This is a genomic window from Nitrospira sp. M1 (assembly GCF_965152605.1).
Genome location: NZ_OZ224217.1, coordinates 3495083 through 3518809 on the forward strand (window position 1 = coordinate 3495083; position 23727 = coordinate 3518809).

Here is a 23727-nt window from a genome sequence, read left to right on the forward strand (position 1 = left end):
TTCATGAAACCAACTGACCCCAATCTCCCTCAATTTTCACACGACCACTATTCAAGTTTTTTTCAATTTCTTTCGACCCATCAACCAGAACTCACACCGGTGTCACGCTGGGGACAACCGATTCTTCAACAACAGAGTCACTACGAGCTGAGTGGCGCACCCAGACCGTCTCTCTTCACACATGGCACAACGGTTCTCGCATTCAAATATGAGCAGGGCGTCATCATTGCCGGCGACAGAAGAGCAACTGAAGGGTTTCAGATTGCTGAGAATCGAATGGAAAAAGTGTTTAAAACAGACGACTATTCAGCCATGGCCATTGCCGGAGCTGCAGGACCTTGCGTTGAAATGGCCAAGCTGTTCAGCATTGAACTTGAACATTACGAAAAACTCGATGGCGTTCAGCTATCCTGCGAAGGGAAAGCCAATAGACTGGGACACATGGTGAAGGCGAACCTCCCATTGGTCATGCAAGGGCTCGTCGTTATCCCCTTGTTTGTTGGGTACGATACCAAGCGAAGTCTAGGTCGAATTTTCAAGTATGACATTACCGGGGGGCGATACGAAGAAACTGAATTTCATTCAGTGGGATCAGGCGGAAAAGACGCACGGCTCATGCTCAAAGAGCGGTTTAAAAAACACCTCGATGGACAAACCGCCATTCGAGTTGCCCTCCTCGCGTTAGCCAATGCTGCCGAAGAAGATGTTGGCACCGGTGGGCCAGACCCAATTCGACATATCTATCCCACCATGAAACTTGTCAATAACCAAGGCGTCCAAGACGTTGAAGACAACATCCTCTCAACAGTCTGGGAAGAACTCATTCACGCCCGATCGAAGGAGCATTAATTTCGTGGCACTCCCCTATTACGTTTCACCAGAACAAATGATGCAGGACAAGGCGGAGTACGCCAAAAAGGGTATTGCCAAAGGACGCTCTATTATTGCCATTGAATATGAACGCGGCTTGCTATTAATCGCCGATAACCCTAGCGTATCCTTATTTAAAATTTCTGAAGTCTACGACACCATCGCGTTTTCTGGGGCTGGAAAATATAGCGAATTTGAAAACCTTCGAAAGGCAGGCATCCAACACGCCGACCTCAAAGGGTTGATGTACAGTCGAGAAGATGTTACGGCTCGATCATTAGCCAACAGCTATTCACAGACCCTCGGCACTATTTTCAGCCAAGAACTTAAACCCTTCGAAGTAGAACTACTCTTGGCGCAAGTCGGCGAAAAATCAGGACACAATGAACTCTATCGCATTGCCTTCGATGGGAGCATCGTTGACGAACAACGGATGACCGCGATTGGAGGACGCGCCGAAGCCCTCCTCACATACCTCCACCGCGAAAGCCCTGAAAGTATCCCCACGTTACAACAGGCCTTGGCCCTCTGCCAAAGAGCCTTTGAACAGGTCACGGAACAATACATCACGATCGAAGGACTAGAAGTCGCAGTCCTTGACCGAGATAGATCTGGCCGAAAATTTCGACGCATTCCTTCGTCAGAAGCACAGGCCCTGCTTTCCTAACGTTTTATATATCAGAGACCAATGCTGACGCCATTCAAGAGACAGACTCCTACATGTCCTCGTAACCAATGACACCCACCATCGACCTTATAGCAACGTGATAACACCTATGCACGCCATGGTGCCAGACTGTTAGCCTCACAGGCACGTATAACCGTTTCAATAACTTCCGCTGAGCCAAACGTTGTACCGCGTGAAGTTAGTTGTACTTTCCTTTATGGAACATATTTGGATTCGCAATAGTTGTATTTTCATGTATGGAACGTCTGTGGACTCGCTATAACCCCTGTGTCCTCATAAATCCGACTGGAAATTATTCAAATTTGCTATAATATTGAAGAATGGGGAGTCGAGGTGTATGCTGAGTTATAGCGAATCCAATTAATTTCCAGTTGAATTGTTGAGACTGCCACAGCGTATGACTACTCCTCAAACATCGGAAGGTTACACCCGCATGGATGCTCTGCAGCAATTGCCCTTGTTTATCACGTAGTGGATATCTAATTAGCAAATGGATATTCTACCGATTCGGCATAACTGAAACGGCTATAACCGCGGCTTCCATTGTCTTCAGGGTTTCATCATGAAACGCATCTTTGGACTTGAGTGCGAATATGGTCTGACGTTTTCACCAAACGGTCGCGTCTACTTGCCTATTGAAAAAATTCTCGGGTACATATTCGAAGGGTTAATTCCTAATAGTTGGCCGTCGAATGCCTTCTTGATCAATGGAGCACGTTTTTACCAAGACACCGGCTGTCACCCCGAGTACTCCACGCCAGAGTGCGACGACCTGTTTGATCTCGTCATGCACGATAAAGCTGGAGAGCGTGTACTGGAATCATGTCTGCCCATAGCAGAAGATCGACTACGGGAAGAAGGTCTTTCTGGCAACATCTTCATTTTCAAAAATAACACCGACTCACTTGGCAACACCTATGGGTGCCATGAAAATTTCCTTATGCGTCGAGATGTCGACTTTTGGAAGGTCGCGGAACAATTGATTCCATTCTTTGTGACACGACAAATTTTTTCAGGGGCTGGAAAAATCCTCAAAGTGTCAGGGAAGCCTCAATACTTTATCTCTCAACGCGCTCAACATATTCACGAAAAAACGTCCTCATCAACGACATCGTCACGGAGCATCATCAATACTCGGGATGAACCGCATGCCGATGCAGAAAAGTATCGACGTCTTCATATCATTCTTGGCGACTCGAACATGTCTGAATTCGCCACATACCTTAAAGTTGGAACCACAGACCTGGTGCTCTCTATGATTGAAGATAAATTCACCGTTCCAAACATTGAGCTTGACGAACCGGTGAAAGCCATCCGTGACATTTCAAAAGACACCACACTGAAGAGACGAATCAAACTCGAGGATGGACGAGAACTCACGGCCCTGGAAATTCAGCGAATGTATTGGGAACGAGCTAGCGAATATCTCGAAACCCAGCCTCACGATAAGATCATGCACGATGTACTCAGAGAATGGGAACGGGTCCTTGATCGCCTAGAAGACTCTCCCATGCTTCTCGTTCGAGAACTGGATTGGGTGACAAAAAAATGGATAATGGAATCGTATATTGAAAAAAAAGGGTGTGGCTGGGACGACCCTCGCCTCGCCATGATGGATCTCCAATATCATGACGTCAATCAACAACGAGGTCTGTATTACCTGTTAGTTGGTCGAGATCATATCCGGAAAGTGGTGTCGGAAGAAGCCATTGAACGAGCAAAAAGTATCCCACCTCAAACCACCAGAGCCAAAGTGCGAGGGGATTTCATTCGTTTTGCCAGAGCCAAAAATCGTTCATACACGGTAGATTGGACCTACCTGAAGCTTAACGGATATTGGGAAGAGACCATTCTCTGTATGGACCCTTTTTGCGCGTCGAATCGACGTGTGGAAGAACTTCTCACACAAGTCCCACATACGAGACTACAGACATGAGTATCTATCGCATTGATGAAGCATTCTCAAAATCCCGACTGCCAGGGAAATTTCTTCTCGTCATCACCTTGCTCATTGCCAGCATTTTTCCCCTTAAATTGGTTCCAAGTGCGCAAGAACAACGACCTGGCACTGATGGGCAATTGAGCGCCAAGCAAGGAGAAGTACTCTGGGTCAACGTTCCCGTGCGACATATCCAGCCAACAACGGTCACAGGAACCTTTCTGAATCGAAACATTCCCTTTATTCGACAATCACCAACGACCTATACCGGGCTCCTCGGAATTGATATGCAGGATAAGCCCAGCTTACATGAGCTAGACATCACAATCACCACGACGACTGAGACAGAACATCGAAGCTATACAGTCTTGGTCATGAAAGAAAATTACTCAGTCCAACACTTGAAGCTTCCGAAACAAAAGGTAGATCTGGACCACAAGACACTCATTCGCGTAAAAGCCGAGCGAAAGGAAATGATGAACGCCTTTGCCACCATCAGCCCTCATCCCTATTGGGAAGGCCCGTTCATTGCCCCAGTCAAGGGGCGTATCTCAGGTCGATTTGGCAGTCAACGCGTCATTAATGGACAACCCAAAAGTCCGCATAGCGGTGAAGACATTGCCGCCCCCAAAGGTACCAACGTCGCCGCAATGAATACCGGAACGGTGAGCCTCACGCACGATCATTTCTTCACAGGTAAAGGAGTCATTCTTGATCATGGAGTCGGCTTATACTCCATGTATTTTCACCTTTCGAATATCTCAGTCAAAGAGGGAGAGGTCGTGAAAAAAGGACAAACCATCGGGCAAGTTGGCTCCACTGGACGGGCCACCGGTCCGCACCTGCATTGGGGTGTCCGACTCAACGGATCCCGCATCAACCCCTACTCACTCATCAATCTTCCAATGAATTCTTAACCTCACGTTCTTCTCTGAACTTGGGGGGAAGGATTCAGAGAAAAATCGTGATCATGTTTGAAAGCGAAACGAATGAAACGTCTTTGTGTCTTCTGCGGTTCGACAACAGGAAGTCAAACAGCCTATGAGCAGACCACCCGTCAACTCGGTCAGCTTCTCGTGCAACACGGGATCGGGTTAGTCTACGGTGGCGGTAACATTGGATTGATGGGCGTCATCGCAGAGACGGTACTCAAAGAAGGCGGAGAAGTTATTGGCATTATTCCAGCCGCTCTTGCAGAAAAAGAGCTCGCCTTCCAGGAAGTCACCGACTTACGCATCGTCCAAACCATGCACGAGCGAAAGGCACTCATGGAACAACTCTCTAATGGATTCATCGCGCTCCCTGGAGGCTACGGAACATTAGAGGAAATTTGCGAGATGGTGACCTGGGCTCAACTAGGAATTCATCATAAGCCCTGCGGGATCTTGAACGTGGAAGGATTTTATGATCCGCTACTCGCCTTCATGGACCATCAAGTCCAAGAGGGATTTGTGACATCGGTCAATCGCTCGCTTATCATAAAAGCTGAAGACCCAAGGCAATTGTTAGACCAGATGAATGAAAAAGCAGGAAGTCCCTTCCCTTCCCTTAAAAAGCAGGCTATTGTCCCATAAACACAGTTCCCCCTTCACAAAATAGAGCCATCGTCCTACAATCAGTCCACACCCTCACGACTATGGACGAACATGCGCCACATACACGAGAGCTGGAAACCGGCATTCAACTCGATTTCCATGATCGGATGACCTATGCCGGGTACCTTCATCTCGATCAGTTACTCGCGACTCAGAAACCGTTAAGCCAGCCGCCGCATCACGATGAGATGCTTTTCATCATTCAGCATCAAACATCTGAACTCTGGATGAAACTGATTCTCCATGAACTGCGGGCAGCGATAGCACATATTCAACAGGATTTGTTCAATCCGTGCTTTAAGATTTTAGCCCGAGTCAAGCAAATTCAACGACAACTCTTTGAACAATGGTCCGTACTTGAAACGCTTACACCAAACGAATACGGGCAGTTTCGTAACGTGCTAGCCAATGCGTCAGGATTTCAATCCATTCAATATCGGTCTATTGAGTTTATTCTTGGCAATAAGAATGCGGACGTCGTAGAAGTCTTTCGGCATGATGATCGCCTGTACCAGGAGATGATGCACACACTCCATGCGCCTAGTCTGTACGATGAATTTCTCTGTTCTTTAGCCAGGCAGGGACATCCCATACCTCAAGCATGCCTGAAGCGAGACTGGTCTCAACCACATTCGCGTAATACCGAACTCACGCATGTATTCAAACACATCTATGAGCACCCTGAATCGCAATGGGATGCGTATGAGATGTGTGAAAAACTCGTAGATGTTGAGGAAAATTTTCAGCTTTGGCGGTTTCGTCATCTCAAAACAGTGGAGCGTATTATTGGGTTTAAGCGGGGAACCGGTGGATCATCAGGTGTGAAATTTCTCAAGCAAGCCCTCGACATCACTTTTTTCCCAGAGCTCATCGATGTCCGAACGGAAATTGGAAACGAATAGCATTCACCATGCTCTGGCGGCCCTTGGGTCTGGCCCACTAGAGGAGCATGCTCTTCGTACACATATCCACCCCTTGTTTTCGCACGTATTACGTCGACAGGAGACGTATCTCGCCAATCACTCCTTAGGCCGTCCGTTAGATCAAACCCTCTCAGACATTCAGCGAGCCCTATCCTATTGGTATGAAGACATGGATGAGGCCTGGGAGAACTGGTTTGCCGAAATCCAAGCCTTTCGTCACAGCATTGCACACCTCATCAACGCTCCATCAGCAGACTGTATTGTGCCAAAAACCAGTGCGGGGCAAGGATTACGGGCAATCCTGAACAGTTACGATGACAAGTTCAACATTATCACCACCACAGGCGAATTCAGTTCCATTGATCATATCCTCAAAATCTATGCCAAACGCGATCGGATTGCCTTACAGTGCGTCGGCGCAGATGAACATGGAATCTATCACGAAGAAGAGTTGCTTGCTGCAGTCAAGCATTCCAATTCATTGCTCGTGGTTTCGATGGTTATTTTTACGACTGGACAATATTTCAGCAATTTACGGCAATTGATTCGCGAAGCACAGACACGAGGAGCCATGGTGCTCATCGATCTGTACCACGCAGCAGGAGTTCTCCCTGTCGATATTGAAATGTTAAACGCTGACTTTGCGATTGGCGGGTGTTACAAATATTTACGCGGTGGGCCTGGAGCCTGTTGGTTATATATCCATCCACGACACCTCACCGGCTCACTGACCACACTCGATACCGGCTGGTTTGCACAACCAAATCCGTTTGCATTCAGACGGCCAGAGGAAGTAGAGCTGGCACAAGGTGGCAATGCATTTCTCGAATCTACACCACCCGTTCTTCCGTACTACCAAGCCAGAGCCGGACTTGAACTCACGCTAGGCCTAGGCGCTGAACGTCTGCGCACCTATTCACTGAAACAACACGCACGATTGCGTAACCTGTTCCACGAACACGGCATACACGTACCGGGAGAACCGGAAACACAAGGAGCGTTTTTGAGCATTCGCCATCAATCGGCGGATACTATTGCGTTTAAGTTGAAAACAAACAAAATCATCATCGATTCCCGGGAAGACCTCCTTCGAATCTGCCCCGACATACTTACGACTGATAATGAACTCATCAAATGCACAAGACAATTAGCCCAAGCCATAGAACAGAGCCAGTAAACGAAAATTAGAAAATGTCTTCCTCAATACCCTATAAACTCATAGAGTACGCTCTGCAAGAGAGATGTATTTCTCCCGACACGTTGAGTTATTCTTGAATAATATCGAGTACTATGGAAGGATCACATATTCCTTCGAACCTCAATTGAAAAAAAGACGAAGTTCTCCAGTCACATTCATCATCATGATTTACATTTAACAAACCAGGAAACACTTGACATGCAAATGGATATTACAAGTTTAAAACGAATTAAGACGTTTATGGAATTTCTTCAACGTACGAAAGAAAATGGCGTGACACCCTCGTTTGTCAGTACTCCTACGGAGCACGGCGATAATATCAATGCGATTGCAACGATTGATGGGAAACAAGAAAACATTGGGCTCGTCTTTTGGGATGTCAGCTTACTGCAAAATCACGGATTAGCCGACACCTTAGACGATGAGGAAGTGGCACTTGGTATGAATATCACCGATGGCCTACTTGAGGACGCCGAAAAAATCTTAGCATTTGTCGAGACCCAACTTGCGGAATGTGACAACACATAAATGGATTCAAACTCATTGTTCTGTACGTCACAATTCTAACACGTTCGTTGTTATGAGGAATTTCCCTTGAGTCATACAAAAACCATTGCCCTGTCTCAACTTGGAGACATTCCGGTCGTCATCAAAACCAAACGAGACATTGCAGATGAAACACCGTTAGATAAACGAGATGATGAATCTCTTGGATGGGGATATTGGGATCGAATTTGGCCGTCCGAAGTGGCCTTATCAGAATTTCTGATCAAAAATTTCTTTCCACACAAATTACAAGGACAAACGGTTCTAGAAATTGGGTGCGGAGTGGGCGTAGCTGGGATCGTTGCGGCTCAGCTTGGTGCATCAACAACATTTTCCGACATGGTTCCCGTGACGCTCGAAGGAATCAAGGAATCGTGTCAATTGAACAACATCACAGACTTTGACACATACACATTGGATTGGTTTGCCCCAATCAATCTTGGAAACCTTTTCGATATCGTCTTGGGCAGTGAAGTATTTTATGACGAAAAGAACTTACCAGAAATTTCTACTGTCCTACGGTCTGCGCTGAAGTCAGGCGGACAGGGAATATTTTGCGATCCCAACCGCCTCGGATTGGGAACAATTGAGTTTTACTTCCAAGAATACTTTAGATTTTCTGTGGAAGAGATACCTCTTGACTACACCCTCCGTAAGGCCACGGGAGGACAAAAAAAGATTGGCTATGTCTATACATTAGTCAAAAAAACTTAGCCCGCAGGCCTGACGCCACTCGCTGCATTGCACGAACAGAGCACTACTCACATAGTATAGATCGACCAGTTCTCTCTCCCCATTCTTTTCTCTCTCCTGGCATTTGAGAGCATCGTCTTGACAGTTCTTCCCACAAACAAGGTCGATCGTATTGACTCTGTTCACGTTTCCCACAGTTAGTATGCCGGTGGTCGAGAAAGCGGAAGATTCGTCAAGTACTCCTGTGCGCGAAGATTATCGAAGGTAAATGGTCCTTTCCCCCATGTGACCAGGCCGACCTTACCTTCTTTGAACGTGGAATCGGAAAGTGATAACAACATACGGTCGTCAAAGAATACATTGAATAGATCATGACTCATCATCGGACTTCGCTGAACACGAAGAGCATGCCAATCGCCTTTAACCAGATTTAATGCTGACTGACCAAACGACGTGGCTTTTCCATCACGAACGAGAAAGGCTTCCACCGTCTTTGTTGCAGGCGTCACAACCGCGGCATAGAAATTCTTATGATCCTTGGCTCCCAACACAATACCAGCCTTCCCTGGTCCCATGTCCTTTGTAAGCTTTATACGTACGGAGACATCAACATAGGTCACGTCCGTTTCCTCACCCAGAATCACGTCATAACACGAAACATCGGAACAATCCGCATCTTGAACCACAACCTGCGGTTGAGAAGGCGCTGAAGGCTCGGTGGTGACCAACCATGTGCCTGTGGCTTCATGATTCTTCACATCGCTCATAAACCCAGTCGGCGGAGAGCCGGCCTGCTCTTTATCAAAATTCCAATCCTTATAAAGCGGCTGTGTGGTTTTAATTTTAGGCTTAGGTAGCTCTTGAGCCCCTTCCCCTTGATCGGCGACAGCAAAAGAAGTACCCGGAAGGCAGAAGAATACAACTGCACTCCATAAGACGCATAGAATCTTCACTCCACGGCTTTTCAGTTGAGGATGACCACACCGATACGTTGACAGAATTATGACCAACTCGTTCATACGACTCCTTATCTTACACAAATAAATGATGAAATGAATCGCAGGAGGCGATACAGAATGTACCATGATTCTACGAATTTACAGCACTTGATCTCAAGAGCTACCAATGACCAATCGCCAACCGAGAGCCTCGTGTTAATACGTGAAAACACAAGAGGTATTTTACGTATTTGCTCAGCATAATACTATGCATTTCAATCCCTCTAGCACTCATGTGATTTGCATAACGCCCAATTAACTTGATAGCGTTCAACCCATTATCCATCAGCAATATGTCTACTCGTCAGACTGCCACCGGGTTCTTACTCTGTTCAAAAAGTTGCAGCAATACCTTCACTGTTGAGCCTTTAGCCAGGAATCAAGACATCAAAATTTGACCCAGGTAAAGCACTCCGTTACCAATGAGGACAGAGTGCACACGGTTCAGGACGAATCAGCGTGTCTCCCTACTCACCTCACACGCGCATGCAAACTGAAACGGAAAAATGGCCAAGCCTTGCCCTATTACCTCTTGCCGCCACCATCCTCTTTTATCTTTTTCCTCACCCCACTCAAGCATACACGATTGCCCAGTTTCTACCGCAAATATTGGCATACACCGGATTAGGCTTGTGGGCCTGCGCAAACGATAAGCTGAGCCTCCGTTTAGGAATACACACTTCCCAGCTATGGCTTGGATTGCGATGGGGCTGCCTAGTAGGCCTTCTCTTAGGCATTGGCAATTCGTTCATTATCCTTAACATCGTTCCAGCTTTAGGAATGGACATCACCTTTCTTGGACAAACACCACATGCTCAAGTTCCAACAGTCGTGATGATTCCATGGACCATCACGGCCATTGCCATTGCTGTCGAATTCAATTTCAGAGGCTTCTTGCTAGGTCGACTCATAACACTCATCACGTGTCATCTATCCCACACTCGTCTCTTCACCCATACGATTGCGATTCTTCTTTCCGCACTGATCTTTGCATTTGACCCCTTTATGGTGGCCACATTTCAACACCTTCATTGGATAGCCGTCTGGGATGGGATGATCTGGGGATGGATGTGGGTACGATTCAACAACTTGTACGCCGTCATCGCCGCTCACGCAATAGAAGTGATGGTGCTATACATCTGGATCAAAACCGCACTCACATAGCATGAGGCACTTCGAATCCTACTGAATCACAGAAAAACTCGAAGGGACTATAGCGAATCCAAGTAAGTTCCAAAGCGGAAAATACCACAAACTTAGCGCAGTACAACGTTTCAACCTACGAAAATTATTTGAAACGGCTATAGCGCAGAGAAACAGAACATTGTATGGTAATCTGCTTCCGTTAAAGTGTGTTTCAAGAGTACAAGGATTTACAATCTATGACCGACATCGTAAAACCCAGCGTACAGGCTTTTTTAGTCTGTGACACCATCATCATCGACAGTTTGACCGGGAAGAAAAGTATCATTGGTGCCTTTACCCATCTGTGGGCCAAAACCTTTCCTTGCCAACACCCGCAAATGGGCGTGTATTTCTGTCTTAACGACGCCGAGGGAGAGTATCAATTTGAGATTGCGCTTATCTATCTCGATAAAAATCAAACGGTGGGAAAGGGAGCCCTTTCGCCAATCGAAATCAAGAATCGTCTCGAAACCCATGACTTCGGACTGAATATCTCGGCTCTTATATTCCCAGGGCCTGGCCGCTATGAGTTCCAACTCCATGCCAATGGCCAATTCATCACCAAAAAAGATTTTTTTGTCATTCAGCAGGAAACCCCGCCTCAAACGCCGGCCTCCTAGAGGACTTCGATGAAACCTCAGCTAAACTTTCAGTGAACCTCTTCCTTCACGGCCTTCTTCGCAATCCCATCAATCAAATTCGGCATGATGATCCTCACGAGTCGCCCCAAGTAGCCTCGCCACGAGGTGACCAACAAGCGCTGACGTTTCTCCATGGCACGAATAATCATGGAGGCACAGTCTTCCGCCGTTAAATAGGTATGTTGATTCGCAGGGCTTTCTCCTACCTGTTGTCCATTGGCATCAAACGATCGCTCATGAACTTTTGATACCACAAAATCCGGCGCGATAATCGTGACCGACACCCCCGCTTCATCTACTTCCATCCTCAAGGATTCAAAGAAACCCATCATGGCGTACTTGCTTGCACAATATCCGGTTCGTGTGGGAACACCAGTCAACCCGGCAACGCTCGCCACCGCCACCACTCGCCCTTTTGATTGTTTGAGATACGGTAACGCGTAGTTTGTGCAATACACACCACTTAAATAATTGACTTTCATGAGATGCTCAAACAGTGAGAGATTTGAGACCTCCTCCAACGTCGCTCGCATCGCCATACCGGCATTATTGACCAGTACATCCAGGCCGCCAAAGGTCTCTACCGTTCGTTGCACCAACCGATAACATGCCTGTTCATCCGTGACATCAGTAGGTACGACACACGTAACAGCTCCGGCACGCTCACATTCGGAAGCCACCTCTTTCAGGCGTTCCTCATTTCTTGCCGCGAGAACAAGCTTAGGCTGTTGTGGGGCTAACCCAAGAGCTAAGGCTCGCCCAATTCCCTCGGAAGCTCCCGTGATAATGATAACGCTTTTCACAAAAATGGACATGGATACCTCAGTGAATTCAATGTCTTCATTCCTCAAACAGGACACTACAACACATAGGCAGAATTAATGTTTTTACATGTTTGAATAAACAAAGCAAGACTCTTCCCATGTACACCCTGATGGGAATGAACACGATCCCATTTTAGGCGATCTTGTGTATTGACAGACCAGGAAGATAAGCGTAGCATTAATAATGTTTTCACTACTTGTGGATGAGTCGTACACGGAAACGATTCAAGGCGATTCAGACGCAAGACCCTACACGAAAAGGAGGTCTCTCATGGATGACGCTACGCCACCTGGCCATCTAGCCCCGTCTGTGGTTACGACTACCTTCCAACCACAACGGCTTTTTTCGTTTTTACCGAGTTGATGTTCCCATCCTAATCAAGAGACAGTGCTCTCAAGCACGACGTATCAGTTCCTGGGTACACGGTTCTCAGACAGAGGATGCGAATTGGATGCAGGACAACAGAGTGGCTCATCAGAGGGTGCCCTGTTTGACAGCGAACCAACCGGTCGTTAAATAAACGGAAAATTCCTTGTTCGACCACAGATGGGACGACACATATCGAAGGCACACGAAAGACAGCACGGTTTGTGCGAAAAAAGGGCTTCCATCACATTTGATATGGAAGCCCTTTTTTTTCACGGCCATGACCGTTCCTCATCACGATGGTCGTACGACCTCCATGCTTCTTGAGATCACCACCTGGAGAATATCATTCTCGCTTCAATCGTGAAGCAATAAAGGTATGGCGGTGTATCTGGACGAAAAATCAGCTCTTCATGAATCAAACCACACCATCACCTTTCGCTCCCTTCATTCTTCAGTTACCCGATTGGCTAACTGAATATCTGATGAAAACTCCCTCCAATTTCCCCACCATTGATCAGCGAATGACTCTCATGACAGATTTGGCCCGTCTTAATGTGAAGTATCGCACAGGAGGTCCTTTCGCTGCAGGCGTATTTGATTCCTCCACAAACCGGCTGGTCGCTCCCGGGGTGAATCTCGTCACAACATCCCAAGCCTCGATTGCTCACGCAGAAATTGTTGCCCTGACACTTGCACAACAAGCTATTGGCCATCATGACCTCGGAGCCGAAGGACTTTCGACTCATGAACTCGTCACAAGCGCTGAACCTTGTGCCATGTGCTTGGGAGCCATTCCGTGGTCTGGGATACGCACACTTATTTGTGGTGCACGGGATGAAGATGCACGAGACATCGGGTTTGATGAAGGCACAAAACCACTCGACTGGGTCAATGCGTTACACGCACGAGGAATCACGGTCACTCAAGACATACATCGCAGCGAGGCAGTTCGCGTATTACAAGACTATGCGAAAGACGGTGGTCGTATTTACAACGGTCGAGAGTACACACACGAGGAGAATCAGCATGGCCAATAAACCTCCAACACGCACTAGCAATCGTCAACCCATCAAAACGCTCGCCATTGATATCGGCGGCACTGGAGTCAAGGCCATTATTCTCGACGAAACAGGAACCCCTGTAACCGAACGAGGGCGCATTCCCACCCCTAAGCCAGCAACCCCAACGGCTGTGACAAAAACCATTGTTAAGCTGGCTGAAGCACAAGGTGAATTCGACCGCGTATCAGTCGGATTTCCCGGTGTGATTCGTCATGGCATTGTGTATACAGCGCCAAACCTCGGTAATGCCATATGGAAAGGGTTTAAACTGGGCGAAACCCTCACATCACGATTAAAAAAGCCAGTACGAGCTGCCAACGATGCCGATGTGCAAGGATTTGGGGCTATACAAGGCAAAAATATCGAACTTGTCATTACCTTAGGGACAGGGTTTGGGTCTGCACTTTTTGTAGATGGTAAATTAGTACCCAATTTGGAGTTAGGACATCATCCGTTTCAACATCATGAAACCTACGAAGAACAATTAGGTGGAAAGATCCTCAAAAAAATAGGCAAAAGGAAGTGGAACACACGATTGGCCAAAGCGATCAAGACATTAGATCGCGTGTTAAACTTTGATCATCTCTACATTGGTGGAGGAAATAGTAAAAAAGTGACACTCGTCTTACCTGAAAAAGTGACACTCGTACCCAATACCGCAGGACTGCTTGGCGGGATCGCGTTTTGGAACCTTGGACCTGACGACCTCATGAATCGCTGGATTCAAGCGAAAGAGACGAAGAAAATCAGGGAGACACAACGTTCCTCACGAAAAACAAAGAATCTCAAAAAAGTTGATTCTTGAGAAAGCCTTGCAGTACGGTCTTCTCAGCATTCGCACTCTTCGCAGCAGGTGAGCGAGGCACGCATCATCACCAGAGTTTGATATTCCTTCCATGACACAGATTGTTTTAGTTGGGCTAGGGGGTATGATTGGATCAATCAGTCGTTATCTCCTCTCTGACTTCGTTCAACGACTAAATCCCATTCTCGGGTATCCATTTGGCACGTTAACAGTCAATGTGCTGGGATGTTTCTTGATTGGTCTGCTCAATGCCTTGACGGATACGCAACAACTCGTTATTTCAGAAATTCGCCCATTTCTATTTATTGGTCTCCTCGGAGGGTTCACAACCTATTCCACGTTCGGCTACGAAGCCTTTGCGTTCTTACGAGACGGGCAATACCCACAAGCTATGCTCATCGTTATCTTACACCTGCTTCTCGGTCTCGGGGCCGTCTGGCTAGGCGATACCATGGGCCGCTTCGGCTAAGGTTTTATCTTGCTCGCTCTTTTTTCTGATACATCCCAGCCCATGTCTTCTCCTACCCATCTATCGGTACCCTCCGTTCTCAAAGACGGAATCCGCTGCTCAAAACATAGGAACCATTCCATTTGATAGAGTCTCGATACATGTACGTCTTGCAACAGCCGCTGATTTGGTTGACGTATGAGTCGCCTGTTACAGTCCCCTATGCGAAAGAAAGACCTGACAGACGCACACACACACCGCGATCTCATTATTGAAGGCGCACGACAAAATAATCTCAAAAATATCTCGCTCCGAATCCCACACAACGCCCTCACGGTGATTACCGGAGTGTCGGGCTCCGGAAAGTCATCACTCGCCTTCGATACCATCTTTGCTGAAGGACAATGGCGATACATCGAATCACTGTCTTCGTACACCCGAATGTTCTTGGAGCGAGTGACTCGACCTGATGTCGATCGACTCCTCAACATTCGACCGGCCATTGCGCTTGAACAAAAGAACCCGGTTCGAACTTCACGCTCCACGGTAGGAACAGCGAGTGAAATCTCTGATTATCTGCGGCTCCTCTTTGCAAAAATCGGTCACCTCATCTGTCCTAACTGCCATCTACAAGCTGAAGCCCATCAACCGGCATCTGTAGCTCAAAAGCTGTTAGAAGAGTTCCCACACAGCGGCGCCCTCATTCTGTTTTCCATTGACGCGCCAAAACCCCAACAGATTCCTGATTGTATTTCATCATTGCTCAAGCGAGGGTACGTTCGCCTGCTTCACCATGATCAAGTCCTTAATCTCAATATGAACCCTATACCCAAAAAGTTCACACAGCCTACGCTACAGATCGTCGTCGATCGACTGGTCCTCAGGGAGGATAATCATACGCGGCTTGTGGAGAGTTTAGAAACAGCCTTTCAAGAAGGACATGGGGTTGCCCAAGTCCAAGTCGTAGACGACAAACGCTTTAGCTTCAGCACGTCACTCCGATGCCCACAATGTCATCACACCTTCGACACCGTTCGGCCCATACACTTTTCGTTCAACCATGTCTTGGGCGCATGCCCAGAGTGTAAAGGATTCGGCAATATTCTCCGCTACGACGAAAACCTCATCATTCCTGATCCAGCAAAGTCACTCAAAGACGGCGTGATTGAACCATGGACAAAGCCGTCCAATCACTGGTGGCAAGATGAGATGCTCAAAGGTTTCAAAAAACGAAAACTCGCCATCACCACGCCCTATGCAAAACTTTCACGCGAGGAAAAACGGCTTCTCTGGGAAGGTGAAAAAAAGCTGGAAGGCATTCATCAGTTTTTTGAATATCTGGAGGGCAAGCGCTACAAAATGCATGTTCGCGTCTTTCTCAGTCGCTATCGAAGTCCTTCTCGTTGTCCAACCTGTCAGGGAAGCCGGCTTCGCCCGCATGCACTCATGGTCCATATCCACGAGCAGAATATCCATAACGTCTCTCAATGGCCAATACGGCAGATTCACGCCTGGCTACAAGACCTTACACTCTCCCCCTATGAACGTGAAGTCGCCAACGACATACTTCAGACATTAGAGGCCAAACTGTCATGCCTTCTCCATGTGGGATTAGATTACCTCACCGTCAATCGGGAAATGCGTACGCTGTCAGGCGGAGAAGCGCAACGGATTTCATTGGCTACGCAACTCGGAGCCAAATTAGTCGGGACACTCTATGTCCTCGATGAGCCCACCATTGGCCTTCATCCACGTGACACAGCCGCCTTAGCCGGGTTACTCAAAGCACTTGCCAAGCATGGCAATACGGTCATTACCGTTGAACATGATCATCAGGTCATAGAGCAAGCTGATCACGTAATTGAAATCGGTCCGGCTTCAGGAGAACAGGGCGGTGAAGTGATCTGTTCTGCATCAGTCTCTGCATTCATGAAACACCCTCATTCCATTACGGCTGGTTATCTACGAGGTGATGCATCGATACCTGTCCCTCTCCATCGCCGTACAGGAAATGGGAAAACCCTCACAATTACTGGCGCACGAGAGCATAATCTGAAAAATCTGACGATCCAAATTCCCCTCGGAACGTTGACAAGCGTCACCGGAGTTTCAGGGTCTGGGAAAAGTACTCTGGTCGAAAACATTCTCTATGCCGCAGCCGCTCGCGCATTCAACGTTGCGGCACCTCCGCTTGGAACATTTGACGATATCCATGGACTAGAACATCTCCACACGGTTCGACTGATCAATCAAGAACCTATCGGAAAAACACCTCGCTCAAACCCTATCACGTACATAAAAGCCTTTCACATTCTCCGACAACTCTTCTCGCAGCATTCCGATGCACAGACTCGTGGACTCACCCCAGCGCATTTCTCATTCAACACCGGTGCAGGACGATGTCCTCGTTGCGAAGGACAGGGGCATGAAAAGCTGGAGATGTACTTTTTTGAAGACCTGTACGTCACATGCGAGGATTGTGAAGGTCGCCGGTTTAAACCTGAAGTGCTCGCCATTCGCGTGCAGGGCCATTCAATCCATGATGCCCTCTCTATGACGGTTGAACAGGCACTGGCAACATTTGGAGAACTCGCTCCAACCCTTGCCCCCCCACTGACACTGCTCAACTCTCTAGGACTGGGGTATCTCCGTTTAGGACAACCGGCCACCAGCTTATCGGGAGGAGAATCCCAACGATTGAAAATCGCAGCAGAACTCGCACGTCTTCACACAGCAAAACACCGTGCGACGCAGTCCAACGAAGTCCTCTACATTCTTGATGAACCAACTACTGGGCTTCATACTGAAGACATTCAGAAACTCTTATGTGTTCTTAATCGTCTTGTCGAAGAAGGAAACACCGTCGTGGTTGTCGAGCATCACCTCGATGTCATGAAATGTTCAGATTGGATCATTGACCTTGGCCCGGGAGGCGGAGAACATGGCGGAAAGATTGTTGCTGAAGGACGACCGGAAGACGTGGCACAGGAACCTGAGTCATATACCGGACAATTTCTTCAACCGATGCTTGGCCAGACAAATCCGTAACTCTTTCTCATACTCCCAGCTCACCCATGCTAGTAAACAAGGAACACGAGGACTTGCTGGAAGTTCAGGAATGTCCTACACTTCATAACATGAAAACAGTAGAATCTTTTTAGCAAGCTCCATCAATGAAGCTATTACCCTCATATACGGGGCTTACATCAATTGACGAAGTCCTTCAGAGTCCAAGAGCTCTTCGCCTTCTTTGGTTGGAAATCCTTGTGAATGAACACCTTGACATCACTCCGTGGCAAACCCGTTCAGAAGTCAAAAATGCTTACCAAAAAGCCTGTCAATGGTTCACGACGTATCAGCGGCTTATCGAATCCATGATCCCGAGAACACCTCTCCCGGTTGATCACACACCAATTGACTTTCGAGACTACCGGACGTTTGCCGAGGCCTTACGATTTGCCACCACTCTCGCTTCATAGCATTACCCAACAATTAGCCGAATACCACCGGCAAACAGGGAATGCCGTCGACCTCATTCGTGTAGGAGGATTAGCGTTACAGGCCTATGGGTTTTCCGATAGAGTCACAGTGGATATCGATGGGTAATTGAAAGGAAAGTTGGATCCGCTGATTACGTTCCTCCAACAACAGCACGTACCCGCAGACCTGGGGGAAAATATGTCGGGATGGTCCATCGTGGCCATGCCGCCAGGCTACCGAGAACGGACCTCGGTCTGGCATGAAGCTCCTGGCATACGTGTACGTCTTTTGAGCCCCGTCGACTTTATCATTGCCAAGCTTCGGCGTGGGACGGATCAGGACTTGGATGACGCCGAATATGTAGCCCGGCGTCATGATGTTGCATCTACGGCAATTCAGTCTGCCGCTCAGTCAGCCATTACCGCCTCCCCGAAAGACACGGCAATCTTCTTATTCAACAAAACGGTTGAACACTTTTGCCATCGACTCATTTAACGAAAGAATGATCGCAACGCCACATGGTGCTGACCTTCAAACACCTATCCTATATACACATCTGAAATCTTTCCTTCTATACAGCTTCGCACATCTCATGCTTTTTGAACCGTTCCATCGATCTACGGCTGTGCGCCAGCTTCCGCTACCCCCTGAAGTGCATTCCCCCTAACCCCCTTTTCCAAAGGGGGACTTAAGTGGTAACCCTGTAGCAAGCTACGGGGAATAGCAAGTTCAATGTGGCACAATATGACGCAACAGATAATGAATCCAACCCTGTTTCCTGAAACGGTACGGAAGAGAGTTTGAAACAAGAGAGAGGAGGATCGCGAACTTGAAAAAAACAGCTAGGTTTAATACTCTGGAACAATACGTTACCCTTGACACATGCGTGAGACAATCACCCTACAGACCACACAGCACGAACAACTCCTCGACATCACTGAATCTGTTCATGCAATTCTTGAGCAGAGCGGCATCAACAATGGAATTATGCATGTGTATGCTCAGGGAGCGACGGCTGCCATCATGGTCCAAGAAAATTGGGACGACAGCGTCCCACTCGATGTCGTCAATCTTCTCCGTACACTGATTCCTCCAGGCGTGTGGCTACACGATACACAAGATGGCAATGGCGATTCCCATCTGAAAGCTGGCCTTGTCGGTCCATCAGAAACGATTCCGATCATTGATGGTCAATTGGGCTTATCCCGCTGGCAAAACATCTTTTTCTGTGAATTCGATGGGCCGCGTACGGAACGACGTGTGGTGTGTACACTGATTCGCGATGCTGATGATGGAAGGTGAGGATCAATATCCCAACCCGACTACAGCAGTACCTGAAACCCTTCTCGACGTGCAGCCTCACGCAATCGATGATCCAGACAGACAAACCCTGAATACGTGGTTTGGCGGCCAGACCAAACTAAAGCCGCAGCCAACTACAGTGCATCGGCTGCCCTCAGAGGGTGGAGAAGCAACACTCGTCCAGCATGATCACGAACAGGATTACTCGGTCGAACTTCCGTCCAAGCACCAGCTAAACGAGTAAGAATCTGCCGTGACTGAAACTCGTCGTTCTGGGTCAATACTTCTTCACGGCGAAGGCGCGCGAACACTGAATACCCTTCAACCAATGTACCCCACCAAACCACGATATCATCATCCTGTTTGATCAGGTTCTTGACTTGAGTGGGTTGAGGTTCCTGAAGAGATATTGGAAGTAACACAGACGTATCCCAAAACTTCATCGTCCATCCTCTCGCTCATCAAGAAGCACTTTCAACCCACGACCCTGCTTATCGACAGGGCGAGGAAGCTTCCACACGTCTTTCGGAATCTTTCCTCCTCCCAATCGAACGAGTCCGCTTCTCGCTAATTCGGATACATGAGCAGACAAGCTAAGTTTCCCCACATCAATCAGCTTCTTTGACCTGACCGACCGGTACACCGCCCTTATCACGTTCAAGAACACGTTCTCTCTCCTCCTATCTTACTCTCCATCACTCTTGTCATACTCCTTTGACACACACCTGAAAACAGTTTGTCTACATTGCAATTCGCATGGAAATACTGAAAGAGTTCTCGCTTCTGCTCGCGTGATCTTTCATCTCACTCGCAGTCTTGAGAATAGTCAACAGACCTTTTTCCGTTGACGCATTAATCCTTCCTTCACATCCATTACAGGTGTCCTTGGACACGGTCGTTGCTCGCCGTCCCCCCACTCGACATATATTTTTTGTTGGAATCTTTCCCCTTCTGCTCTATTCATTACAGGTGTCCTTGGACACGGTCGTTGCTCGCCGTCCCCCACTCGACATATATTTTTTGTTGGAATCTTTCCCCTTCTGCTCTATTCATTACAGGTGTCCAAGCTTGAGAGTTGCCTATAAGTTATGATGCAATGCGTCCAGACAATTACCCCAGTATATGACGTTCACAGACGAAACGCGCAAAGAACATCATTGAAAGGATTGTGTCGATGCAAGACTTTGAAAAACTTGGAGCCTTTTACCTTGGACGCCCCTATGATGTAGAGAAGAAGGAACCAAAACCGGGATTACTCCTATACGACTCTAAAGATTTGGTGACGCATGCCGTGTGCGTAGGGATGACCGGCAGTGGCAAAACGGGTTTATGCATCAGCTTGTTAGAGGAAGCGGCGATTGACGGCATTCCCGCCCTGGTGATCGATCCTAAAGGCGATCTTTCTAATCTTTTGCTTACCTTCCCTAAGCTCAAGGGACAGGACTTTGAACCGTGGATCAATGAGGATGATGCACAGAAGCAAGGGTTCTCAACCGTGGAATATGCTCAGCAGGAGGCTGAGAAATGGAAGAAAGGATTGAAAGCTTGGAACCAAAACGGCACACGAATTCAGCGTCTCCGTAACACGGCAGACTTTGCCATTTACACTCCCGGAAGTACGGCGGGCTTACCGATCTCCATTCTTCAATCGTTTTCGGCACCTCCCGCATCGATCCTCGAAGACACCGAACTCTTCAGTGAACGGATCAGCACGACAGCAACTAGCCTGTTAAATCTTGTTGGCATTGATGCTGATCCGCTACAAAGTCGAGAGCATATATTACTCTCAACCATTCTCGGACATGTCTGGAAACAGGGACAAGATCTGGACCTAGCTCAACTCATCGGCTACGTACAGAATCCACCGGCTCAGAAAATTGGCGTATTGGATATAGAATCCTTCTTCCCTTCAAAAGATCGCTTCGGGCTCGCCATGAAGTTTAACAATCTTCTGGGTGCGCCGGGCTTTTCGACCTGGCTCGAAGGTCAGCCGCTGGATATCGATCAACTACTCTATACGCCGGATGGCAAACCACGTATCGCCATATTCTCTATCGCGCACTTAAGCGATACCGAACGTATGTTCATTGTCACCCTTCTCCTGAGTCAAATGGTGAGTTGGATGCGAACGCAATCCGGCACGACCAGTCTCCGCGCACTCGTCTATATGGATGAGGTGTTTGGCTATTTCCCGCCGATTAAAAACCCGCCCTCGAAAGCCCCGTTGCTTACCCTGCTGAAGCAGGCCCGTGCATTTGGCGTCGGCACCGTCCTTGCTACGCAAAACCCAGTCGACCTTGACTACAAAGGGCTGGGCAACGCTGGAACCTGGTTTATTGGACGCTTACAAACGGAACGCGATATGGCACGAGTACTCGACGGCCTTGAGGGAGCCGCCTCGGAAGCCGGGAAACCGATGAATCGAGCTCAAATGGAGAGAACCCTCTCTCGATTGGGGAGTCGCGTCTTTCTCATGAACAATGTTCACGACGATGCGCCAGAAATATTCGAAACACGCTGGGCACTCTCGTACCTGCGCGGGCCGCTGACCAGGACACAAATCAAGACCCTGATGGATCCGTATAAAGACCGACTCACGACGTCAGTGAAAGAGACCGCGACAGCTCCCGTAACGACACAGTCAATGAAAGTGAAAAAACCAGGCCGCGAGATGGAGAGCACACAACGACCGGTTCTTCCTTCAGGCATTGCACAGGTTTTCGTTCCCACGCGAAGCACTCAACCCAATGACACAATCCTCGCCTATCAGCCGCGGTTACTGGCCTCGGCTTCCGTTCACTATGTGCAAGCCAAAACAAAGGTAGACGTGTTACGTGATATCACAGGACTCGTTCCCATCACTGACGATCCTATCCCGGTCGACTGGGACAAGGTCGACGAGACCGAGATCGACCCTGACGATTTGGAGAAGCGGCCAGAAGAAGACGCCACCTATTCGCCGATTGCAACAGCCGCGGGTAACGCAAAGCAGTACAAGAAATGGGAAAAAGACTTTAAACACTGGGTCTACCGGAATAAAGCGCTCGAACTCTGGAAAAGTCCAACACTCAAAATGGCTTCAGAACCAGACGAATCCGAACGCGATTTTCGTATTCGAGTCCAACAACATTCACACGAGCAACGAGACGAAGCCACCGAACGGCTCCGCAGAAAATATGCGCCAAAAATCGCCACGCTCGAAGAACGCATTCGTCGCGCGGAACAAGCCGTTGAGCGCGAGGCCGAACAAGCCAAGCAACAGAAAATGCAAACGGTCATTTCGTTTGGCGCGACGTTGCTATCGGCCTTTCTGGGGAGGAAAACCATGAGTCGATCATCAATGGGTCGGGCCACCACCGCAATTCGAGGAGTTGGACGATCCATGAAAGAGGCCAAAGATGTCGCAAGAGCCGGCGATACCGTAGAAGCCTTACGACAACGGCTCGTCGATCTCGACGCTCAATTTCAAGAGGATACAGACCGTCTGACCCTCCAATGGGATGAAGAGGCTAGAGAACTTGAATCCATCACGATTAGGCCCAAAAAAACGAATATTTCCATTAACCTGGTAACATTGGCATGGGTACCATATTGGAAAAATTCATCAGGAGACATGACTCCGGCGTGGGAATAGCCTACAATACCCTGTACCCCCCTCTGCTGCACACTCATCACGTAACACAACCAACCGATTAAAGGAGGAACGTTATGATGGAACTCGTTCAGATGTTAACTAATAATCTCGGAGTCAACGAGGACCAGGCCAAGGGCGGTGCCGGCATGCTCTTCACTATCGCCAAAGAACAGCTGGGTGCCGGTGAATTTCAACAAATTGCCGACGCGGTCCCCGGTATTGGCAATCTCATGAGCGCCGCGCCTTCAGCCGACGGTGGGGCCGATAGTGGTGGCGGAGTGATGGGCATGCTGGGAGGCCTCGCGTCGAGCCTTGGAGGAAACGCTGGCGGACTGGGTTCGCTTGCGGCCTTAGCCGGTGGTTTTTCGAAACTCGGACTGGATGCCGAAATGATCGGTAAGTTTGTCCCCCAGGTCCTGCAATACGTGCAAAGCCAAGGCGGCGACGGCGTTAGAAGTTTGCTTGAAAAGGTCATTCGTCCCAGTGAATAAACGTTTCGATCTCTGGTTCTTTTGATCAAAAGCCGG

The 23727-nt window shown here is 48.3% G+C and carries 25 protein-coding genes; 21 read left to right on the forward strand and 4 right to left on the reverse strand.

What is annotated here, in order from left to right:
• The first annotated feature begins 3 nt into the window (after positions 1-3).
• The 9 genes from prcB to ACWHX8_RS15780 all read left to right on the forward strand — a co-directional run bounded on the left by prcB (position 4) and on the right by ACWHX8_RS15780 (position 8473).
• Complete coding sequence (gene prcB / locus ACWHX8_RS15740; protein ID WP_447969087.1) at positions 4-849, forward strand: proteasome subunit beta; 846 nt, start codon at positions 4-6, stop codon at positions 847-849.
• Positions 850-853: 4 nt separating this feature from the next.
• Positions 854-1537 (forward strand): proteasome subunit alpha, encoded by a 684-nt coding sequence (gene prcA, locus ACWHX8_RS15745; protein ID WP_447969088.1) that lies wholly within the window; start codon positions 854-856, stop codon positions 1535-1537.
• A 580-nt stretch (positions 1538-2117) separates the two neighbouring features.
• Positions 2118-3494 (forward strand): Pup--protein ligase, encoded by a 1377-nt coding sequence (gene pafA / locus ACWHX8_RS15750; RefSeq protein WP_447971923.1) that lies wholly within the window; start codon positions 2118-2120, stop codon positions 3492-3494.
• On the forward strand, positions 3491-4414 hold the full coding sequence (locus ACWHX8_RS15755) for a M23 family metallopeptidase (RefSeq protein WP_447969089.1): 924 nt from the start codon (positions 3491-3493) through the stop codon (positions 4412-4414). Before pafA ends, ACWHX8_RS15755 begins: the two co-directional genes overlap by 4 nt.
• Before the next feature lie 72 nt (positions 4415-4486).
• Positions 4487-5071, forward strand: a complete 585-nt coding sequence (locus ACWHX8_RS15760) for an LOG family protein (RefSeq protein WP_447969090.1) — start codon at positions 4487-4489, stop codon at positions 5069-5071.
• 62 nt (positions 5072-5133) lie between these two features.
• Positions 5134-5994, forward strand: coding sequence for a tryptophan 2,3-dioxygenase (gene kynA, locus ACWHX8_RS15765; protein ID WP_447969091.1), 861 nt, complete (start codon positions 5134-5136; stop codon positions 5992-5994).
• The gene (locus ACWHX8_RS15770; protein WP_447969092.1) at positions 5966-7192 is read left to right on the forward strand and encodes an aminotransferase class V-fold PLP-dependent enzyme; all 1227 of its coding nucleotides are present in this window, start codon (positions 5966-5968) and stop codon (positions 7190-7192) included. Before kynA ends, ACWHX8_RS15770 begins: the two co-directional genes overlap by 29 nt.
• Before the next feature lie 219 nt (positions 7193-7411).
• The gene (locus ACWHX8_RS15775; RefSeq protein ID WP_447969093.1) at positions 7412-7741 is read left to right on the forward strand and encodes a hypothetical protein; all 330 of its coding nucleotides are present in this window, start codon (positions 7412-7414) and stop codon (positions 7739-7741) included.
• A gap of 66 nt (positions 7742-7807) precedes the next feature.
• Entirely contained in the window at positions 7808-8473 is a 666-nt protein-coding gene (locus ACWHX8_RS15780; RefSeq protein ID WP_447969094.1) for a class I SAM-dependent methyltransferase, read from the forward strand.
• Positions 8474-8649: 176 nt separating this feature from the next.
• Here the strand turns inward: ACWHX8_RS15780 and ACWHX8_RS15785 are convergent, their stop codons facing one another.
• Positions 8650-9471 carry a hypothetical protein gene (locus ACWHX8_RS15785; RefSeq protein ID WP_447969095.1) on the reverse strand — a complete coding sequence of 274 codons (822 nt, stop codon included), beginning with the start codon at positions 9469-9471 and terminating at the stop codon, positions 8650-8652.
• Between the two features lie 438 nt (positions 9472-9909).
• Between ACWHX8_RS15785 and ACWHX8_RS15790 the strand changes: the two genes are divergently transcribed.
• Both ACWHX8_RS15790 and ACWHX8_RS15795 read left to right on the forward strand, forming a co-directional pair.
• Positions 9910-10614, forward strand: a complete 705-nt coding sequence (locus ACWHX8_RS15790) for a CPBP family glutamic-type intramembrane protease (RefSeq protein WP_447969096.1) — start codon at positions 9910-9912, stop codon at positions 10612-10614.
• Between the two features lie 218 nt (positions 10615-10832).
• Positions 10833-11255 (forward strand): DUF6941 family protein, encoded by a 423-nt coding sequence (locus tag ACWHX8_RS15795; RefSeq protein WP_447969097.1) that lies wholly within the window; start codon positions 10833-10835, stop codon positions 11253-11255.
• Between the two features lie 29 nt (positions 11256-11284).
• Here ACWHX8_RS15795 and ACWHX8_RS15800 read toward each other — a convergent pair whose 3' ends face one another.
• Positions 11285-12091 (reverse strand): SDR family oxidoreductase, encoded by an 807-nt coding sequence (locus ACWHX8_RS15800; RefSeq protein ID WP_447969098.1) that lies wholly within the window; start codon positions 12089-12091, stop codon positions 11285-11287.
• Between the two features lie 789 nt (positions 12092-12880).
• On the opposite strand from ACWHX8_RS15800, the gene ACWHX8_RS15805 reads away from it, so the two are divergent.
• From ACWHX8_RS15805 to ACWHX8_RS15840, 8 genes are all read left to right on the forward strand, one after another.
• Entirely contained in the window at positions 12881-13507 is a 627-nt protein-coding gene (locus tag ACWHX8_RS15805) for a nucleoside deaminase (protein WP_447969099.1), read from the forward strand.
• Entirely contained in the window at positions 13497-14336 is an 840-nt protein-coding gene (locus ACWHX8_RS15810; protein WP_447969100.1) for an ROK family protein, read from the forward strand. The genes ACWHX8_RS15805 and ACWHX8_RS15810 overlap by 11 nt, the downstream gene beginning before the upstream one ends.
• Positions 14337-14427: 91 nt before the next feature.
• Positions 14428-14805: a fluoride efflux transporter CrcB gene (gene crcB, locus ACWHX8_RS15815; RefSeq protein WP_447969101.1), complete on the forward strand. Its 378-nt coding sequence runs from the start codon at positions 14428-14430 to the stop codon at positions 14803-14805.
• A gap of 177 nt (positions 14806-14982) precedes the next feature.
• Positions 14983-17832 (forward strand): excinuclease ABC subunit UvrA, encoded by a 2850-nt coding sequence (gene uvrA, locus ACWHX8_RS15820; protein ID WP_447969102.1) that lies wholly within the window; start codon positions 14983-14985, stop codon positions 17830-17832.
• Positions 17833-18050: 218 nt separating this feature from the next.
• A complete protein-coding gene (locus ACWHX8_RS15825) occupies positions 18051-18263 on the forward strand; it encodes a hypothetical protein (RefSeq protein WP_447969103.1) in 213 nt (70 codons plus the stop codon).
• Positions 18241-18390 carry a hypothetical protein gene (locus tag ACWHX8_RS15830; RefSeq protein WP_447969104.1) on the forward strand — a complete coding sequence of 50 codons (150 nt, stop codon included), beginning with the start codon at positions 18241-18243 and terminating at the stop codon, positions 18388-18390. The genes ACWHX8_RS15825 and ACWHX8_RS15830 overlap by 23 nt, the downstream gene beginning before the upstream one ends.
• Entirely contained in the window at positions 18391-18759 is a 369-nt protein-coding gene (locus ACWHX8_RS15835; RefSeq protein WP_447969105.1) for a DUF6036 family nucleotidyltransferase, read from the forward strand.
• A gap of 387 nt (positions 18760-19146) precedes the next feature.
• Complete coding sequence (locus ACWHX8_RS15840) at positions 19147-19566, forward strand: secondary thiamine-phosphate synthase enzyme YjbQ (protein ID WP_447969106.1); 420 nt, start codon at positions 19147-19149, stop codon at positions 19564-19566.
• Between the two features lie 134 nt (positions 19567-19700).
• Here the strand turns inward: ACWHX8_RS15840 and ACWHX8_RS15845 are convergent, their stop codons facing one another.
• The gene (locus tag ACWHX8_RS15845; protein WP_447969107.1) at positions 19701-20009 is read right to left on the reverse strand and encodes a type II toxin-antitoxin system VapC family toxin; all 309 of its coding nucleotides are present in this window, start codon (positions 20007-20009) and stop codon (positions 19701-19703) included.
• Entirely contained in the window at positions 20006-20173 is a 168-nt protein-coding gene (locus ACWHX8_RS15850; protein ID WP_447969108.1) for a hypothetical protein, read from the reverse strand. The genes ACWHX8_RS15845 and ACWHX8_RS15850 overlap by 4 nt, the downstream gene beginning before the upstream one ends.
• A 567-nt stretch (positions 20174-20740) precedes the next feature.
• Between ACWHX8_RS15850 and ACWHX8_RS15855 the strand changes: the two genes are divergently transcribed.
• Positions 20741-23200, forward strand: coding sequence for an ATP-binding protein (locus ACWHX8_RS15855; RefSeq protein WP_447969109.1), 2460 nt, complete (start codon positions 20741-20743; stop codon positions 23198-23200).
• Between the two features lie 74 nt (positions 23201-23274).
• On the forward strand, positions 23275-23691 hold the full coding sequence (locus tag ACWHX8_RS15860; protein WP_447969110.1) for a DUF2780 domain-containing protein: 417 nt from the start codon (positions 23275-23277) through the stop codon (positions 23689-23691).
• Positions 23692-23727 lie beyond the last annotated feature (36 nt).

What these genes read in the sequence shown, in the direction of transcription:
- uvrA (WP_447969102.1), top strand. Translation starts at nt 14,983, where the DNA reads ATGAGTCGCCTGTTACAGTCCCCTATGCGAAAGAAAGACCTGACAGAC.
- ACWHX8_RS15770 (WP_447969092.1), top strand. Translation starts at nt 5,966, where the DNA reads ATGTCCGAACGGAAATTGGAAACGAATAGCATTCACCATGCTCTGGCG.
- kynA (WP_447969091.1), top strand. Translation starts at nt 5,134, where the DNA reads ATGGACGAACATGCGCCACATACACGAGAGCTGGAAACCGGCATTCAA.
- ACWHX8_RS15800 (WP_447969098.1), bottom strand. Translation starts at nt 12,091, where the DNA reads ATGTCCATTTTTGTGAAAAGCGTTATCATTATCACGGGAGCTTCCGAG.
- ACWHX8_RS15760 (WP_447969090.1), top strand. Translation starts at nt 4,487, where the DNA reads ATGAAACGTCTTTGTGTCTTCTGCGGTTCGACAACAGGAAGTCAAACA.
- ACWHX8_RS15840 (WP_447969106.1), top strand. Translation starts at nt 19,147, where the DNA reads ATGCGTGAGACAATCACCCTACAGACCACACAGCACGAACAACTCCTC.
- ACWHX8_RS15775 (WP_447969093.1), top strand. Translation starts at nt 7,412, where the DNA reads ATGCAAATGGATATTACAAGTTTAAAACGAATTAAGACGTTTATGGAA.
- ACWHX8_RS15755 (WP_447969089.1), top strand. Translation starts at nt 3,491, where the DNA reads ATGAGTATCTATCGCATTGATGAAGCATTCTCAAAATCCCGACTGCCA.
- prcB (WP_447969087.1), top strand. Translation starts at nt 4, where the DNA reads ATGAAACCAACTGACCCCAATCTCCCTCAATTTTCACACGACCACTAT.
- ACWHX8_RS15795 (WP_447969097.1), top strand. Translation starts at nt 10,833, where the DNA reads ATGACCGACATCGTAAAACCCAGCGTACAGGCTTTTTTAGTCTGTGAC.
- crcB (WP_447969101.1), top strand. Translation starts at nt 14,428, where the DNA reads ATGACACAGATTGTTTTAGTTGGGCTAGGGGGTATGATTGGATCAATC.
- ACWHX8_RS15805 (WP_447969099.1), top strand. Translation starts at nt 12,881, where the DNA reads ATGAATCAAACCACACCATCACCTTTCGCTCCCTTCATTCTTCAGTTA.
- ACWHX8_RS15845 (WP_447969107.1), bottom strand. Translation starts at nt 20,009, where the DNA reads ATGAAGTTTTGGGATACGTCTGTGTTACTTCCAATATCTCTTCAGGAA.
- ACWHX8_RS15855 (WP_447969109.1), top strand. Translation starts at nt 20,741, where the DNA reads ATGCAAGACTTTGAAAAACTTGGAGCCTTTTACCTTGGACGCCCCTAT.
- ACWHX8_RS15810 (WP_447969100.1), top strand. Translation starts at nt 13,497, where the DNA reads ATGGCCAATAAACCTCCAACACGCACTAGCAATCGTCAACCCATCAAA.
- ACWHX8_RS15785 (WP_447969095.1), bottom strand. Translation starts at nt 9,471, where the DNA reads ATGAACGAGTTGGTCATAATTCTGTCAACGTATCGGTGTGGTCATCCT.
- ACWHX8_RS15860 (WP_447969110.1), top strand. Translation starts at nt 23,275, where the DNA reads ATGATGGAACTCGTTCAGATGTTAACTAATAATCTCGGAGTCAACGAG.